Genomic DNA, 15,589 nt, shown 5'->3' with positions numbered 1-15,589 from the left:
GACTCGAACTCAAAGGGCAGTAGCGCCCCAGGCGGGAGACGGAGCCGCAGCTGCTTCCTGCTGCTGCTCAGCTTCCGCATCACGGCTCACCACCGTGGGGGTGGAGGCTTCGTCGTGACTGGTGTTGGTCACGGTGACGCAGCTGGGGGCGAACAAGAAGATGCTTTCACCCACCCGCTCCTGGTGACCGTCGATGGCGAAGGTGCCACCGGCCACGAAATCCACCGCCCGCTGGGCCTGATCCGGTTCCATCATCGTCAGGTTAAGGATGACGGTCTTGCGCTCACGCAGGGCCTGAATCGCCCGGGGCATTTCATCGAAGCTGCGGGGCTCCATCAGATTCACTTCAGCAGCGGCAGTGCTGATGCCTGGCATGCCAATCACATTGGACCCTGAGAAGTTGTCCCCCAGGTCGAAGGGATTGCCATCGCCGATGGTGGCTAAAGCCCCGCCGTCGGCCTGGCTGGCCCGCTGATCCTGTTCGGGTTGATCATCGTCATAAACCAGATCATCAAGATCGCCATCGAGATAGTCGTCACCAGCGACGACGGCACGCAGGCGGGAAATCAGCGACACCTTGAAACTCCTCTGGGGCTGAGACGTAAGGGGTAGTCCGCGCGTCGGGACGACCTTGTCCTTGAATAACGTTTCACAGGGCTCTCAGCAAGTCATCCAGCCTGAGGCGGTGCTGACGGCCGGGGGCCAAAGAGCACGGACCCCAGACGCAGCCAGGTGCTGCCCGCCGCAGCCGCATCTTGCCAATCGCCGCTCATGCCCATCGAGCACTCCCTCAACTCCAGCTGATCGGCCAGCTCCCGGCACTCCTGAAACAAGGCGCGTCGATCATCTGCGTCGCAGCCCATCGGAGCCATGGTCATCAGTCCGATGACCGTCATCGATGGCAACGCAGCCAGCTCTGTCCAGGCCGAGAGCAGCTCATCCCGCAAGAAGCCTCCTTTGTTGGTATCAGGCCGCAGCTTCACCTGCAGCAGCACCTCCGGCCATTGCTCTTCCTCGCCGGCAATCCGAGATACCCGCTGCGCCAGAGGCAAGGAATCGACGGAATGAATCACCGGAAAGGCACGCACCACCGATCGCACCTTGTTGCTCTGCAGCCGTCCGATGAAGTGCCATTGCAGGGCCAGGTCCGCCAACTGCTCCTGCTTGGGCAGCGCCTCCTGCAGCCGGCTCTCGCCAAAGGCTCGCTGACCGCTGCCCGCCAGCTCACGGATCACCGCGGCGGGGTGCCCCTTGCTGACGGCCAGCAGCTGTGCTGTGGCCGGCAGCGCCGCCTGCAGAGCGGTCCAGCGATCAGAGAGGGGGCCTGACAAGGCTCAGCCGTCAGATGAAGGTTTGATCAAAGAGCTGCCGCCAGTTCTCAAGTTCCTCAGAGCCGGCGCGCTGGCAGCGCTGCAGATTGACATCGGCATGATAACGGGCGTCGCCGTAGGGAATCACCTCGAACTGGGCTCCACGGGGCTGCAAGGTCACCAGGAAAAACATGCGCTGGGCATACAACGTGGCGTAGATGTCCCGACCCTCACCGGCCGGTGCCACCCGATACAACATTCCGAATGTGGGGTGGTTGAGGTAACGCTCGGCAGCCATGGATGCAGCCTCCATCACAAAGCACCGTACCGAGTCCTCAGACCCAGCACGGCCAACAGGCTCAACAGTGCCAGTCCATTGACCAGGGGCGCCGGCCGCTCATCCGGTATCCGGAAGCCAGCTGGACCGGAGACCAAGCCGCCGCGAGCCACCAGGGCATCGGCCCCTTGTTCCGCCCGCAGAAGGATGTTGGCCAGAAGCCGTTCCCCCACCGCTAGCACCAGCCCGAAGGATGCCTTGAACCCCAGACGGCGCAGGTTCACAGCACGACTGGCCAGGGATCGCAACAGGTTCTGCAGTTCCTCCTGCACCAGGGGAAGAAAGCGCAGGGCCAGCAACAACTGAAACCCCAGCCGTTCCATCGGCAGCCCAAGACGGTTGAGCGGTGCCAGCCACCAACTCAGGGCCCACACCAGGTCTTCAGGTGGAGTGCTGATTAGCACCAGATTGACGCTGTGGATCACCGTGAAGATCAGCGTGGAGGTGCGCAATCCCAACAGCAGCGAGGCCCGGTCCACCGAGAGCGGTCCCAGCTCAAACACCACCCAGGACGGTCCCTGGGGCAGGGCATCCGGCAACTCCTGAGGGGAACGCAAGGCCAGCGTTGCGGCCGGATCAGCGGCCGGCAACAGCATCGACAAGGTGCCAACCGCCAGCGCCAGGAGCGTCAGCACCAGCAGGGACCGCCACCAGATCCTTCGGGGAAGGCCACTGATCAACGTGAGAAGCAGCAGGCCAAGCACCAGCGCCACACGCCACAAGGGCCCTGCCAGCACAGGGGTAAGCAGAAACACCAGAGACCAGGCCAGCTTCAAGCGGGCATCGAGTCGACGCAACCAGCCCTCACGGCCGTCGACGAACTGCCCCATCGGGATCTGCCGCAGCCAGTCCATGGATCAGCTCTGGCGGTTCTGCTGACGCACCATGTCCCGTTCAGCATCGCGTTGCTGCTTGCCACGCCAGTAGAGCTTCACTGGGGTGCCGTCGAATCCCAGCCCCTCCCGGATCTGGCGTTCGACATAGCGGCGATAGGTATCACCGAAGAGCTTCGGGTCGTTGACGAACAGCGTGAAGCTGGGGGGGCGGCTGGCCACCTGAGTGCCGTAGTACAGACGCCCCTGACGGCCGCCACGGGTGGTGGGGGGACTGCGCCAGCTGAGGGCCTCCTTGAGCACTTCATTCACCACGGAGGTGCTGACGCGCCGGCGGTGCTGCTCCACCGCCAGGGCGGCCAGAGCAAAAATGCTGTCCACCCGTTGACCGGTGAGGGCCGAGGTGAAAAGCATCGGTGCCCAGTCGAGGAAATACAGCTTGGCGCGGAGCTCCTTTTCCATGGCCGTCATGGTGTGGCTGTCTTTCTCCACGGCATCCCACTTGTTCACCACCACCACACAGGCGCGACCGTCCTCCTCGATCCGCCCCGCCAGCCGCTGATCCTGTTCGGTGACGCCATCGAGGGCATCGATCACCAGCACGCAGACGTCACTGCGATCAATCGCTTTGAAACTGCGGTTGATGCCGAAGTATTCAGGGCCGTAATTGACACTCCGACGGCGGCGGATCCCCGCGGTGTCCACCAGCCGCCAGGGGCGGTTCTCACGAACGATGTTGGTGTCGATGGTGTCCCGGGTGGTGCCGCGGATCGGGCTCACGATCGCCCGCTGCTCGCCACAGATGGCATTGAGCAGGCTGGATTTACCCACATTCGGCCGTCCGATGATCGCCATCTGGATCGGCTCCTCCTCATCCCCCTCCTGATCCTTGGGGGGCAAGAAGGTGAGCACCTGATCCAGCAGATCTCCGGTGCCCACTCCATGGATGGCTGAAATCGGATGGGGTTCTCCCAGTCCAAGGCTCCAGAATTCAGCTGCCATCGCCAGACCCTGCTCCGGCGACTCGCATTTGTTGACGGCCAGCAGCGTTGGACAGGGTCGACTGCGCAGAAATTCCGCGATGGATTCATCCGCAGCCGTGATGCCCTGCTGGCCATCCACGATCACCACCGCAACGCTGGCTTCCTCCATGGCCAGAGCCGCCTGTTCACGGATCTCCGGCAGAAATTCACTGTCGTCGTCGAACACCAGGCCACCGGTGTCGACCACCTTGAACTCACGATCGCCCCAGTAACCGTCCTGGTAGGTGCGGTCGCGGGTGACGCCAGGCTCGTCATGCACAATCGCTTCGCGACTGCGGCAGAGACGATTCACCAGAGTCGACTTGCCGACGTTGGGGCGTCCGATGATCGCGACGACGGGACGCGCCAAGGGGCGGAACTCCGATCAATCCTTGACCCTACAGACCCGTTGACACCGCCTGGTTCAAGCCACCGGCAGGTCGCCGGGGTGACCAGCGACCGGATCCATGGGCACCGGACACTCGGGAGCCATTGGCCCCTGTTCCGCAAGGGGCATCTCCAGCTGCGCCAGCCAGGCCAGGAGCCAGTTCACGGCAGTGGCGCGGCGGGTCCGTCGCGGGTAGAGCTCACCGATGCGGTAGCCCTGAAACTGCAGTTGCTGCTTCAGCAATTGCTTGTGCTGCTTCGGGATCGAGCGGGTCAGGCGCACGGAAGCCGGCCGTTCCGCAATCAGCTGTGGCCCCTCCGGAAAGGCTTCCTTCCAATCGAGAGGTGTCTCGGGACCTGCACTCCAAGTTCCATCCGCCTCGACATAACCCAGGCGCTCCCAGATCCGCTCACAGACAAAACGGTCGCTGCAACGGTCCTCCAGGATCTGCATCAGCAATGCCCGGCTAATCGGCCAGAGATCTTTCACGTGAGTCGGCAGCATGGTGACCATGCTCGCCTCCACTCCGCTGCAGCTTTCCGGGTCCGGCACGGCGCGGCGGCTGGAGTGCCGCGTGCTGCAGTCCCCCCTGGCCGGCGTAAGCGACCGTGTCTTCCGTCATCTGGTGCGCCGCTGGGCTCCGGATGCCCTGCTGTTCACAGAGATGGTGAATGCCACCAGCCTTGAGCTTGGCTTCGGGCGCGGCAAGGTGAAGGAACTCGGCGACGAACAGGGCCCGATCGGGGTGCAGCTGTTCGATCACCGCCCGGATGCCATGGCCGATGCAGCCCGCCGAGCCGAAGACGCAGGAGCATTCCTGATCGACATCAACATGGGGTGCCCGGTGCGCAAGATTGCCCGTAAAGGCGGCGGATCAGGACTGATCCGCGACCCCCACCTCGCCAGCCGGATCATCGAAGCCGTGGCAAACGCCGTGCGGTTGCCCGTCACGGTGAAGACACGACTCGGCTGGTGCGGCAGTGACGCCGCCCCTCAGACCTGGTGCCGGCAGTTGCAGGAAGCCGGTGCGCAACTGCTCACCCTGCACGGCCGGACCCGCGAGCAGGGGTTCAAAGGCAAGGCGGACTGGGCTGCTATCGCCGCCGTTAAGCAGGCCCTCACCATTCCGGTGATCGCGAACGGAGACATCAATACTCCCGAGGATGCCCAGCGCTGCCTGGCCCAGACAGGCGCCGACGGCGTCATGGTGGGTCGCGGAACCATGGGAGCCCCCTGGCTGGTAGGGCAGATCGATGCGGCACTCAAGGGCCTGCCGATTCCAGCCACCCCTGGCCCCGCAGCCCGCCTGACCCTGGCCCGGGAGCAGCTGCTGGCGCTGGTGGAAGCCCGCGGTGAACACGGCCTGTTGATCGCCCGAAAGCACATGGGCTGGACCTGCACCGGCTTTCCCGGAGCTCCGCAGCTGCGTCATGCCTTGATGCGCGCTCCCACCCCAGAGGACGCCCTAGCGTTATTGGAGAACCAACGTCTGGCCCTGGAGTGAGCCTGCTGCTGCTGCTCTGGCCGCTGGCGCTCATCCAGCGGCCGGAAGCGGAGTCTCCTCTATGGGCCCGCCGCAGCCTGATCCTGTTGATCAGTGGCCTGACCTTCCGTTATCTGCATTGGCGCTGCACCGCCAGCCTCAATCTCGACAGCACGGTGTCCACGAGCCTCAGCGGTTTGTTGCTGCTGGCGGAGAGCTGGCTGCTGATCACCGGTCTGCTGCCACTGTGGCTGGCCTGGCGCCGCTTCCCCGACCGTCGCCAGGAAGCCGACAGTCGCCAGCAGGCGTGGCAGGCCTCGAACTGGAGACCCCATGTGGACATCCTGGTGCCCACCTACGGCGAACCCCTGGCGGTGCTGCAACGTTCGCTCCTGGGCTGCACGCAGCAGAGCTATCCCCACACCACGGTCTGGGTGCTGGATGACGGCGGTCGTGAGGAAGTGAGACAGCTGGCCAGGCGACTTGGCTGTCGCTATCAGCATCGTCCCGAACGGCGGCATGCCAAGGCGGGCAATCTCAACGCAGGCCTTCGCCGTTGCCACGGCGAGCTCGTGGCGGTATTCGATGCGGACTTCATCCCCCAGCACCGCTTCCTGGAGCGCAGCATCGGCTTTCTGCTGGAGCCCGACGTAGCTCTGCTGCAGACCCCGCAGTCGTTCATTAACGCCGATCCGGTGATGCGCAACCTGCGGCTGGAATCCTGGCTGCTGCCGGATGAAGAAAGTTTCTACCGCTGGATCGAGCCGGTGCGGGACGGATGGGGGGCCGTGGTCTGCGCCGGCACTGCTTTTGTGGTGCGCCGCCAGGCCCTGGATCAGGTAAGCGGCTTTGTCGAAGCGGCCTTGTCGGAGGACTACGTCACCGGCATTGCCCTGCGCGAGCAGGGTTGGAGGTTGCTGTACTTGCAGCAGAAACTCAGCGCAGGACTTGCTGCGGAATCCATGGCGGACTTCGTGCGGCAGCGGCAACGCTGGGCCAACGGCACCCTGCAAAGCCTGCGGCTACCACAGGGGCCGCTGCAGGCCCGTGGCCTCAGCCTGGGCCAACGGCTGGCCTACCTGGAGGGTGTGGTCCATTGGCTGAACAACCTGCCGAGGTTGGTGCTGATGCTGATGCCGCTGAGCTACGGCCTGCTCGGCATCACACCGATCCTCCTCGACCAGCGGGCCATCGTCGAATTGATGCTGCCGCTGTGGGGCACAGTGCTGCTCAGCATCGGCTGGCTGAATCGCCACAGCCGTTCGGCCCTGTTGACCGAACTGACCAGTTGGGTGCTCACCGTGCCGCTGGTGGTAACCCTTATCAGCCACGTGCTCGGATCCTCCATGGGCTTTCGGGTCACCCCCAAGCATCGCCACCGTTCCCAGGGCGGCTGGGCCTGGTTTCTGGCGCTGCCCCTGATCCTGCTGAGCCTGCTCAACCTGACGAATCTCCTCGGGCTGATCCAACAGCTGATCCTCCAGGGCTGGGACGAACTCGGGCCGCTTCAGCTGGGGCTGGTGTGGGCGGTGCTGAACCTGCTGGGGACCATGGTGGCCCTGCGCGCCTGCTGGGATCCTCCCCAGAGCGATCCCTCCCCCTGGCTCAGCCTGGATCACGCCGCCGAGCTGATCGATGCCGGGGGGCATCGCCATCCGTGCCGGATCACTGCCATCAGTGAAAGCGGTGTGGAGCTGGCTTTTGCCACAGCCCTGACACCCCTCGTTGCCAGCAGTAAATTGCAATGGACGTCTGACGTGCCGCCTCTACCGGTCGTGGTGCTGAAGGCCCAACCTAATCGGGTGAGCCTTCACTGGGGGGAGCTCAACCAGCGACAGCAGCACAGCCTCATCCGCTGGTTGTTCTGCTGCGATGGGATTTGGCCGGAACGGCGGCCACGGCGGGAAGTGCTGGGGCTGTTGATGCTGCTGAAACGGCTGCTCCTGGGAGGATCAACTCCTGGAGCGTTCAACCGCTCCCTGGTGCCACGACGCCCTGGAATTCAGGGCAGCACGTCGGGCCAGCCCTGACGCACCAGCAGCAGGGAGAAGTAGGGGCGCTCACTCGCCTCAATGTCACCAGCTGAGCGAACGATCTGGTCTGGCCAACCCACCCGTTCAGCGAACAGCGCTCCACTGAGCATGTTCTGGCGCTCCAGCAGAGGACGAACCCAGGCCCAGCGATGGCCCAGTTTCATCAAGGCCAGCACCCTGGGATGCTGCGCTGCCGTCTCGAGCAGACCAGTCAGAGCATCAGGTGTCTCGGGACAGGGCATCACCAGCAACTGGTCCTGTTGCAGGGCGAGGGGCCAGCCCGCAGAAGCTGCTGCGGCGGAGATCGCCGTGATGCCTGGAATCACCCGCGTGGGGCAATCAGGATGGCGCTGCTGAAGCGCCAGCAGGACGTAGCTGCCGGTGGCGAACAGGGAGGCATCCCCTTCACAGAGCAGCACAACCGCCTGTCCTGCCTTCACTTCCGCGGCGAGGGCATCGGCCGCCAGATGCCAGGCCTCACGCCTGGGTCTAGCTGCCGACACCATCGGGAACAACAACGGCAGCAGGCGCTGCTTGGTACTGATGCAGTGGGAGGCAATGGTGGCGGCCATGCTGGCGCTCCCCTCACGGGCCACCGGTGTGGCCACCACATCGGCCTGTTCGATCGCCCGCACCGCCGCCAGCGTCAACAGCTCAGGATCGCCGGGGCCAACCCCCACCAGCGTGAGGCCGGCGGGCACGGTCGGGTTGATGATGGACAGCGGAACGGTCCTCCGGGAGCCCGGCGATGAGTCGTCTCAGCATCTTTCCAGACCACGGGGATGGCGGTGATGGCGCCCTTCCACTGCCGAAGCTGGTCTGCAACGACCCAGCCTCGATCCAGGCTGAACTGGCCGACCGGTGTGTCGGCTTTGAGCAGTGGCCTGCTGCCCATGCCCTACCCCCAGATGCCGATCAGAGCACGATCCTGACGACCTACGCCTCAGAGGTGGCCAGGGTCCAGAGGGATGGTGGTTATCAAACGGTGGATGCCATCCGAATGACGCCGGATCACCCGGAGAGGGAGGCTCTGCGCAACAAATTCCTGTCGGAACACACCCACGCCGAAGACGAGGTGCGCTTTTTCGTTGAGGGCCAGGGGCTGTTCTCGTTGCACATCGACAAGGAGGTGCTGGTGACGCTGTGTGAACGCGGCGACCTGATCAGCGTCCCGGCCGGGACCCGCCACTGGTTCGACATGGGACCAACCCCATCGTTCTGCGCCCTGCGCTTTTTCAACAACAGCGAAGGCTGGGTCGCGACCTTCACGGGCGACTCCATCGCTGAGCGTTTTCCACGGCTCGACTGAACCATGGCTGGCATCACGCCCATCGGACTGCTGATCGGTGGGCTGGCCCTTTGGGCACCGATGGTGCGAGCGGAGACCATGTCACCGGAGACCATCCGCAAGGTGGCGCGGCTGGAACTGGCCCGCAGCATCCGCGCCTTTGCCGCTGGGTCGCTGGCCAATGGCGAGTGTCTGGTGAGAAGGGAGCAGCTGTCCCAACAGCAGGCCAATCAAGCCACTGCCATCGCCCTGCAAGAGATGGGTATCAGTGCTGCCGTGCTGGAGAACCCCCAGGTCCGCAAGGCTGCTGATCTGTTGGGTCAGGAGCTGACGGACAGCTGCGACCTGAGCTCACTGGATGACAAGACAGCTCAACAACTGGTTCGAGACGAGCTTTAACAACGCCGTAGCGTCAGGGCATTGATCAGGGGCAACGGGATGTTCTCTGGCTGGGGACTGAGCTGGGGAGGCTGGCTCGATAACCGCCGCGGCGAGTGGTTCCTACTCGCCCAGTTGCTATTGATCACGGCACACCTGCTACCGCCCTGGCCTGCCCCCGCCGACTGGGGGTTGGGCATGTGGCCCCGGCCCGTCTTCATCGTCGGCGTGCTGCTGCTTTTGAGCGGCTTTGGTGTAGCAGCGCAAGCCTTTACAGCCCTCGGCAGCAGCCTGTCTCCATTGCCTGAAGCCAAGCAGGGAAACCGCTTGATCCTCCAGGGGCCCTACCAACGCTGCCGGCACCCGATGTACCAGGCCGTGTTGCTCTGCTCGCTGGGCGTGGCGCTCTCCATCGGCAGTCTTCTGCACTTGATCTTGCTAATGGGGCTCGTGGCGGTGTTGGGGGGCAAAGCCCGCCGGGAGGAACGATCTCTCCTTCAGCTGCATCCGGAATATGCGGTGTACCGGTCAACAACACCGGCCATTGCCCCTGGCCTCCCCTGGCTCGACTGGCGCAATTGAGCGTTGCCTTCTCCCACACCTCTCCTGTGCTGAAATATCGCCAACTTTCGAGAAACCGTGTCTCATCCCTCTCGCCGCAAGGGAATCATCCTGGCCGGGGGCAGTGGCACGCGGCTGCATCCGATCACCCAGGCGGTGAGTAAACAATTGCTGCCGGTGTACGACAAGCCGATGATCTACTACCCGCTCAGCACCCTGATGCTGGCGGGGATCCGTGAGATGTTGATCATCACCACACCCCATGATCAGGAGGCCTTTCAGCGGTTGCTTGGCGATGGCAGTCGCTGGGGCATGACCATTCAATACGCCGTGCAGCCCAGCCCGGATGGGTTGGCGCAGGCTTTCCTCATCGGCGCTGATTTCCTGGATGGGGCACCCGCAGCTCTTGTGTTGGGAGACAACCTGTTTCACGGTCACGACCTTGTGCCACAGCTGGTGAGCAGTGACGGGCGAGCGGAAGGTGCAACGGTGTTTGCCTACCCAGTGAGCGACCCGGAGCGTTACGGCGTCGCGGAATTTGACGCAGATGGACGTGTGCTGAGCATTGAAGAAAAGCCCAAACAACCCAAGAGCCGTTACGCCGTGACCGGCCTTTACTTCTACGACGCAACGGTGGTGGAACGGGCCCGGCAGGTGAAGCCCTCAGCCCGCGGTGAGCTGGAGATCACCGATCTCAACCAGATGTATCTGGATGACGGCAAGCTCAAGGTGGAATTGATGGGTCGGGGCATGGCCTGGCTGGATACCGGCACCTGCGACTCCCTCAACGATGCCGGTGGCTACATCCGCACGCTGGAGCACCGCCAGGGCCTGAAGGTGGGCTGCCCGGAAGAGGTGGCCTGGCGACAAGGCTGGATCAGCGGTGAGCAACTTGAGTCCCTGGCGCAGCCGCTCAAGAAAAGCGGCTACGGCACCTACTTATTGCAGCTGCTGGAGGAAAGCATCAGCGACCACGCGGCGTTGCAGAGCAGCTTGGAGGTACCGGCCCATGCAGGTTGAGCAAATGCAGAGCCCTCAGGGGGCAACGATCGAAGGACCATTGCTGATCAGCCCCCAGGCTTTCGGAGACGAACGGGGCTGGTTTTTTGAAAGCTGGAATCAGCGCAGGTTCGATGAGGCCGTTGGAGAAGCGGTGGTGTTCTCGCAGGACAACCACTCCCGCTCCGTGCAGGGGGTGCTGCGGGGGTTGCACTACCAACTCGAGCCGGAGCCGCAGGCCAAACTGGTGCGTGCCAGCGTCGGGAAGATATTTGATGTGGCGGTGGACATCCGCCAGGGCTCAGCCACCTTTGGGCAGTGGGTGGGTGCCCAGTTGAGTGCAGAGAACAAGCAGCAGCTCTGGGTCCCTGAGGGCTTTGCCCATGGATTTCTGACCCTGAGCGCTGTGGCTGAAGTGCAATACAAGGCCAGGGGGTTCTGGAACAAATCATGTGAACGCGCCATTCGCTGGGACGACGCGAGCATCAATATCCGTTGGCCTTTGGATCTGCTGGGCGGAGCTGAGGTGAGCCTTTCGGGCAAAGATGCAGAGGCTCCAACACTGGATCAGGCCAAGGCAGCTGGAGACGTCTTCTGATGAAGGTGTTGCTCACCGGTGCAGCGGGGCAGCTTGGGCAGGCCTTGATTGGAAGGATGCCTGATGGCATTGAACTGGTGGCGAGCAGCCGCAGCGGCGGCAATGGCTTGGTGGCACTCGACCTGGCTGATGCAACGGCATGCCGGCAGGTGGTGGAGGAGCACCGCCCCGATTGGGTGCTGAATGCCGGGGCTTACACCGCAGTGGACAAGGCAGAAGCGGAACCGGAGCTGGCCCATGCCGTGAATGGAGGCGCACCGCGCGCTTTTGCAGAAGCGATCCAGGCGCACGGCGGCCGAATGCTGCAGCTGAGCACCGACTTTGTGTTCAACGGTCAGCAGGGCTCCCCTTACCGGGTGGATCAAAGCCGAGATCCCCTGGGGGTCTACGGCGCCAGCAAGGCCAGCGGAGAGAAGGCGGTGGAAGAGCTGCTTGGGACCAGTGGCCAAGGTGTGGTGCTGCGCACCAGCTGGGTGATGGGTCCGGTGGGCAAAAACTTTGCACTCACGATGCTGCGACTGCATCGTGAGAAAGAGCAATTGGGGGTGGTGGCCGATCAGGTGGGCTGCCCGAGCAGCACGTTGAACCTGGCGACGGCGTGCTGGGCGGTGATCACCAGCAGCCGCGATGAGGTGGAACTCCCCCCTGTGCTGCACTGGTGTGATGGCGGTGCCGCCAGCTGGTACGACGTGTCCGTCGCGGTGGGCGAGCTGGCGATGGACCTTGGCCTGCTGCAGCGCGCCGCCACGGTGAATCCGATCAGCACAGCTGACTATCCAACCCCAGCCACTCGTCCCGGCTATTCGTTGCTGGATTGCCAGGCCAGCCGACAAGTACTGCAACTGGAGGCCCAGCCCTGGCGGGCAGCCCTCAAGGATGTGCTGCAGGCCATCCCCACGAACCCTTGATCCCGATGACCAATTCAATGCCGACTGCTGCAGAGCTGCTGGGATCCCGACGGCGGGTACTGGTGACAGGAGGTGCTGGATTTATCGGTGGGGCCGTGGTGCGGCGCCTGCTCAAGGAGAGCGAGGCGATCGTGTTCAACCTCGACAAGATGGGCTACGCCAGCGATCTGACCTCGATTGAGGCGGTGCTGAGCGAGCTCGGAGATGGAGCAAAGCAGCGCCATCAACTGCAACGGGTGGACCTTGCGGATGCAAAGGCTGTTCGTGAGGCGGTGAAGGCGGCGGATCCCGACCTGGTGATGCACCTGGCGGCCGAAAGTCATGTGGACCGCTCAATTGCAGGCCCTGGTGTGTTCATCGAGAGCAACGTGACAGGGACCTACAATCTGCTGCAGGCTGTACGGGAGCATGTCGAGGGCTTGAGCGGAGAACGCCAAGAGAACTTCCGCCTGCATCACATCAGCACCGATGAAGTCTTCGGCTCCCTGGGCGCAGAGGGTCGTTTTTCAGAGACGACGCCTTACGACCCGCGAAGTCCATATTCCAGCAGCAAGGCGGCCAGTGACCATCTAGTGAGCGCCTGGCACCACACCTATGGATTGCCAGTGGTGTTGACGAATTGCTCCAACAATTACGGACCTTGGCAATTTCCCGAAAAGTTGATTCCTGTCGTGACGTTGAAAGCTGCTGCCAGAGAGCCAATCCCCTTGTATGGCGATGGATTGAACGTCAGAGACTGGTTGTATGTGGAAGACCACGTCGATGCCCTGCTGCTCGCCGCATGCAAAGGAGCATCAGGCCGCAGTTACTGTGTCGGTGGATATGGAGAACGAACCAATCGTGAGGTGGTGGAGTGCATCTGCAGCCACTTGGATCAGCTAAAACCGGACGGAGCACCCCATGCGAGGTTGATCACACGAGTGACGGATCGTCCCGGCCACGACCGTCGGTATGCCATTGATCCGACTCGGATTGAGACCGAGCTGGGGTGGAAACCAAGGCATGATTTCGATGAAGCCATCGCAAAGACCGTGCAGTGGTACATCGCACACTACGGCGACAAAAAACTGTAGTGGAACAACTACCAGAAAGCCAAGGAAACATTTCCCTTCGACAGGATTGGGTTAGAAGCAACATACGATTAATTGGCAACGGAGAATATCACGTCGAACACGCAGACTGTTACTTCGAAACACGCAAAGGGATAGCCAAAGGATATTACCTGCTTCGATTATCAATCAACGCGGTAGGGCTCCCAACGCTTTGCTCCGTCTCCATAGAGCCCGTTGGACCCAACAAATCGCTGGCAAGAACATTCACCGTGCCCATCCAAAGCACAAGATCACAGCAGTGCCTTGCGCTTCCAATCGTCATCCTGCAAAGGAGCAGAGTCAAGATCAGACCAATCAGCGGGCAAGGACCAATCAATGCGACCTTTTCAGTATTACCTACAACCGCAGATACGATTGTAAATGTTTTAAGACAATGGACGACAAGAAAACCGAAGGAAAACGACAACGCAGACGCGCATGAGACGCACTCAATAACGCAAGAAATTACCTGGCGAACAGAACAGATTTATCGATTGGCGCAGATCAGGCATCAAAACTGGCCAAAAACACCTTCCGACAAACCAACCAAACAAGAGACAGACGAAAGATATGAGAACTATATAAAAGAGATTGAACCAGAACTCGACCACAATGAAGAGCAAATCAGGGAATGGCTTGAGCTAAATCAAGACGCCCCGCTTATCAGCATTATTATTCCTACCTACAATACCAACAGTAATCACCTTCGCGAATGCATTGAAAGTGTCTGCCGTCAAAGCTATCCCAACTGGGAACTCTGCATCTGCGATGACAGCTCCAGCGCGGTGAGCGTCAAGACAATCCTCAGGAGCTATCAATCGTCAGACCCTAGAGTAAAACTTATCTTTCGCGAAAAGAATGGCCACATATGTGAAGCCAGCAATGACGCACTTCGCATGGCGACAGGAGAATACGTAGCATTACTAGATCACGACGACATCCTTGCAGACAATGCTCTTTACTGGGTTGCACGTGAGTTGCAGAAAAAACCTCAAGCAAATTTAATTTATAGCGACGAAGACAAGATCAACGACGATGGAATGCGTGCATGCCCACACTTCAAGCCAGCTTTCAACATCGATCTTTTATTGTCTTACAATTTCATCTCACACTTGGGTGTTTACAGAAGGGAGATCCTCAAACAAATTGGTGGCTTCCGAGTTGGCTTCGAGGGAAGCCAAGATCACGATCTTGCACTCAGGACTGTCCTGGAATCTTCCCCGGACCAAATTATTCACATCCCTAGAGTCTTGTACCACTGGCGAGCACATTCCGAATCAACCGCCAGCAACCCAGACAGCAAGGATTACACAACTGAAAGCGGTCATAAGGCAGTCCAGCATTTCCTGGACGAGCAGCATCGACGTGGAGGCGTAAGGGCGACAGCCCGAATCAAGGCCAAGAACCGATTCACCTGCCAGTGGCACATACCAGATAAGTCACCCTCTGTTGAGCTCATTATCCCCACTCGAGATCAAGCAGAGGTATTAAATCTCGCAGTGGATTCAATCATTACCAAGACGACCTACACGAACTATACAATCACCGTAGTTGACAATCAGAGCGAAGAAGTCGCCACAAAGAATCTATTCAAGAATCTGAAGAGGGTGCACGGCGAAAAAATAAACATCATAAAATACAACAAGAAGTTCAACTACTCGGCCATCAATAATTATGCAGTCAGAAAATCAACAGCAGATATTGTTGTCCTGGTAAACAATGATGTCGAGGTCATCTCTAGCAAATGGCTCCAAGAAATTGTTTCCCACACTTCAAGGCCAGATGTTGGATGTGTCGGTGCAAAGTTATACTATTCAAATAGGACTATTCAGCATGGAGGTGTAGTTATTGGAATTGGCCAAGTCGCCGGTCATGCCCATAAGTACTTTCCGGGAGATAGTCCGGGTTATGTCGACAGACTTCAATATGTTCAACAGATGACAGCAGTAACTGCAGCATGTCTCGCAATTCGCAGAGAAATTTTCAACGAGGTAGGCGGCCTCAATGAACAAGACCTCACAATCGCATTTAACGATGTCGACTTTTGCATGAGGGTTCACGCAAGAGGATATCGAAATATTTTCACCCCGTATGCTGAGCTGTTTCACCACGAATCAATATCCCGCGGAACTGAAGATTCTCCCGAAAAGAAAGAACGTTTCAAGAGAGAGATAAACTTCATGCTAAATCAATACGACATTCAAAGCAATGGGGAGCTACCAAGTGATTTATTTTACAATCCAAATCTAACAAAGATTCATGAAGACTTTAGTATTAACACTTCACCAGAAAGCGTCAAGCAAGGAATTGAACTGAGGTCCAATTTCAGGAGGATGAAAGATTACTATCTGCGACAGTAG

General features: G+C 60.5%; 17 protein-coding genes. 10 read left to right on the top strand and 7 right to left on the bottom strand.

The features are described 5' to 3' along the window. Window positions 1–9: 9 nt before the first annotated feature. The 6 genes from TX72_RS03220 to TX72_RS03195 all read right to left on the bottom strand — a co-directional run bounded on the left by TX72_RS03220 (window position 10) and on the right by TX72_RS03195 (window position 4,403). A complete protein-coding gene (locus tag TX72_RS03220; RefSeq protein WP_011127528.1) occupies window positions 10–576 on the bottom strand; it encodes a cell division protein SepF in 567 nt (188 codons plus the stop codon). 92 nt (window positions 577–668) lie between these two features. Next, window positions 669–1,331, bottom strand: a complete 663-nt coding sequence (locus TX72_RS03215) for a YggS family pyridoxal phosphate-dependent enzyme (RefSeq protein WP_011127527.1) — start codon at window positions 1,329–1,331, stop codon at window positions 669–671. Window positions 1,332–1,341: 10 nt separating this feature from the next. After that, window positions 1,342–1,608 carry a PipX family protein gene (locus tag TX72_RS03210; protein WP_011127526.1) on the bottom strand — a complete coding sequence of 89 codons (267 nt, stop codon included), beginning with the start codon at window positions 1,606–1,608 and terminating at the stop codon, window positions 1,342–1,344. A gap of 14 nt (window positions 1,609–1,622) precedes the next feature. Next, entirely contained in the window at window positions 1,623–2,501 is an 879-nt protein-coding gene (locus tag TX72_RS03205; protein ID WP_011127525.1) for a CbiQ family ECF transporter T component, read from the bottom strand. 3 nt (window positions 2,502–2,504) lie between these two features. Next, the gene (gene der, locus TX72_RS03200; protein WP_011127524.1) at window positions 2,505–3,872 is read right to left on the bottom strand and encodes a ribosome biogenesis GTPase Der; all 1,368 of its coding nucleotides are present in this window, start codon (window positions 3,870–3,872) and stop codon (window positions 2,505–2,507) included. Window positions 3,873–3,926: 54 nt separating this feature from the next. Then, window positions 3,927–4,403 (bottom strand): DUF1823 family protein, encoded by a 477-nt coding sequence (locus tag TX72_RS03195; RefSeq protein WP_011127523.1) that lies wholly within the window; start codon window positions 4,401–4,403, stop codon window positions 3,927–3,929. Here TX72_RS03195 and dusB point away from each other — a divergent pair. Both dusB and TX72_RS03185 read left to right on the top strand, forming a co-directional pair. Continuing rightward, on the top strand, window positions 4,402–5,394 hold the full coding sequence (gene dusB / locus TX72_RS03190) for a tRNA dihydrouridine synthase DusB (protein WP_148228845.1): 993 nt from the start codon (window positions 4,402–4,404) through the stop codon (window positions 5,392–5,394). The two genes, TX72_RS03195 and dusB, sit on opposite strands and share 2 nt — an antisense overlap. Continuing rightward, window positions 5,391–7,403 carry a glycosyltransferase family 2 protein gene (locus TX72_RS03185; RefSeq protein WP_011127521.1) on the top strand — a complete coding sequence of 671 codons (2,013 nt, stop codon included), beginning with the start codon at window positions 5,391–5,393 and terminating at the stop codon, window positions 7,401–7,403. The genes dusB and TX72_RS03185 overlap by 4 nt, the downstream gene beginning before the upstream one ends. Here the strand turns inward: TX72_RS03185 and cobI are convergent. Further along, complete coding sequence (cobI, locus tag TX72_RS03180; RefSeq protein WP_011127520.1) at window positions 7,376–8,107, bottom strand: precorrin-2 C(20)-methyltransferase; 732 nt, start codon at window positions 8,105–8,107, stop codon at window positions 7,376–7,378. The genes TX72_RS03185 and cobI overlap by 28 nt on opposite strands. A gap of 47 nt (window positions 8,108–8,154) precedes the next feature. On the opposite strand from cobI, the gene TX72_RS03175 reads away from it, so the two are divergent. The 8 genes from TX72_RS03175 (at window position 8,155) to TX72_RS03140 (ending at window position 15,589) form a co-directional block, all read left to right on the top strand. Then, window positions 8,155–8,715 carry a 1,2-dihydroxy-3-keto-5-methylthiopentene dioxygenase gene (locus TX72_RS03175; protein WP_011127519.1) on the top strand — a complete coding sequence of 187 codons (561 nt, stop codon included), beginning with the start codon at window positions 8,155–8,157 and terminating at the stop codon, window positions 8,713–8,715. 3 nt (window positions 8,716–8,718) lie between these two features. Next, a complete protein-coding gene (locus tag TX72_RS03170) occupies window positions 8,719–9,093 on the top strand; it encodes a hypothetical protein (protein ID WP_011127518.1) in 375 nt (124 codons plus the stop codon). A 39-nt stretch (window positions 9,094–9,132) separates the two neighbouring features. After that, window positions 9,133–9,654 carry a methyltransferase family protein gene (locus TX72_RS03165; protein WP_011127517.1) on the top strand — a complete coding sequence of 174 codons (522 nt, stop codon included), beginning with the start codon at window positions 9,133–9,135 and terminating at the stop codon, window positions 9,652–9,654. 57 nt (window positions 9,655–9,711) lie between these two features. After that, window positions 9,712–10,653 (top strand): glucose-1-phosphate thymidylyltransferase RfbA, encoded by a 942-nt coding sequence (gene rfbA, locus TX72_RS03160; protein WP_011127516.1) that lies wholly within the window; start codon window positions 9,712–9,714, stop codon window positions 10,651–10,653. Then, on the top strand, window positions 10,643–11,230 hold the full coding sequence (rfbC, locus tag TX72_RS03155) for a dTDP-4-dehydrorhamnose 3,5-epimerase (protein ID WP_011127515.1): 588 nt from the start codon (window positions 10,643–10,645) through the stop codon (window positions 11,228–11,230). Before rfbA ends, rfbC begins: the two co-directional genes overlap by 11 nt. Then, a complete protein-coding gene (rfbD, locus tag TX72_RS03150) occupies window positions 11,230–12,138 on the top strand; it encodes a dTDP-4-dehydrorhamnose reductase (protein WP_011127514.1) in 909 nt (302 codons plus the stop codon). Before rfbC ends, rfbD begins: the two co-directional genes overlap by 1 nt. A gap of 5 nt (window positions 12,139–12,143) precedes the next feature. Beyond that, window positions 12,144–13,211: a dTDP-glucose 4,6-dehydratase gene (rfbB, locus tag TX72_RS03145; protein WP_011127513.1), complete on the top strand. Its 1,068-nt coding sequence runs from the start codon at window positions 12,144–12,146 to the stop codon at window positions 13,209–13,211. Between the two features lie 248 nt (window positions 13,212–13,459). Then, a complete protein-coding gene (locus TX72_RS03140) occupies window positions 13,460–15,589 on the top strand; it encodes a glycosyltransferase family 2 protein (RefSeq protein WP_158305718.1) in 2,130 nt (709 codons plus the stop codon).

The organism is Parasynechococcus marenigrum WH 8102, assembly GCF_000195975.1.
GTDB classification, from domain to species: domain Bacteria; phylum Cyanobacteriota; class Cyanobacteriia; order PCC-6307; family Cyanobiaceae; genus Parasynechococcus; species Parasynechococcus marisnigri.
Note: the sequence above shows the minus strand (reverse complement) of the source record. Positions and strands in the feature narration are given on the sequence as shown.

Bases quoted from the DNA above. Each gene is read 5' to 3' on its own strand.
- TX72_RS03210 (WP_011127526.1), bottom strand. From the start codon at position 1,608: ATGGCTGCCGAGCGTTACCTCAACCACCCCACATTCGGAATGTTGTAT.
- TX72_RS03205 (WP_011127525.1), bottom strand. From the start codon at position 2,501: ATGGACTGGCTGCGGCAGATCCCGATGGGGCAGTTCGTCGACGGCCGT.
- dusB (WP_148228845.1), top strand. From the start codon at position 4,402: ATGCTCGCCTCCACTCCGCTGCAGCTTTCCGGGTCCGGCACGGCGCGG.
- TX72_RS03195 (WP_011127523.1), bottom strand. From the start codon at position 4,403: ATGGTCACCATGCTGCCGACTCACGTGAAAGATCTCTGGCCGATTAGC.
- TX72_RS03175 (WP_011127519.1), top strand. From the start codon at position 8,155: ATGAGTCGTCTCAGCATCTTTCCAGACCACGGGGATGGCGGTGATGGC.
- TX72_RS03170 (WP_011127518.1), top strand. From the start codon at position 8,719: ATGGCTGGCATCACGCCCATCGGACTGCTGATCGGTGGGCTGGCCCTT.
- TX72_RS03165 (WP_011127517.1), top strand. From the start codon at position 9,133: ATGTTCTCTGGCTGGGGACTGAGCTGGGGAGGCTGGCTCGATAACCGC.
- rfbC (WP_011127515.1), top strand. From the start codon at position 10,643: ATGCAGGTTGAGCAAATGCAGAGCCCTCAGGGGGCAACGATCGAAGGA.
- rfbD (WP_011127514.1), top strand. From the start codon at position 11,230: ATGAAGGTGTTGCTCACCGGTGCAGCGGGGCAGCTTGGGCAGGCCTTG.
- rfbB (WP_011127513.1), top strand. From the start codon at position 12,144: ATGACCAATTCAATGCCGACTGCTGCAGAGCTGCTGGGATCCCGACGG.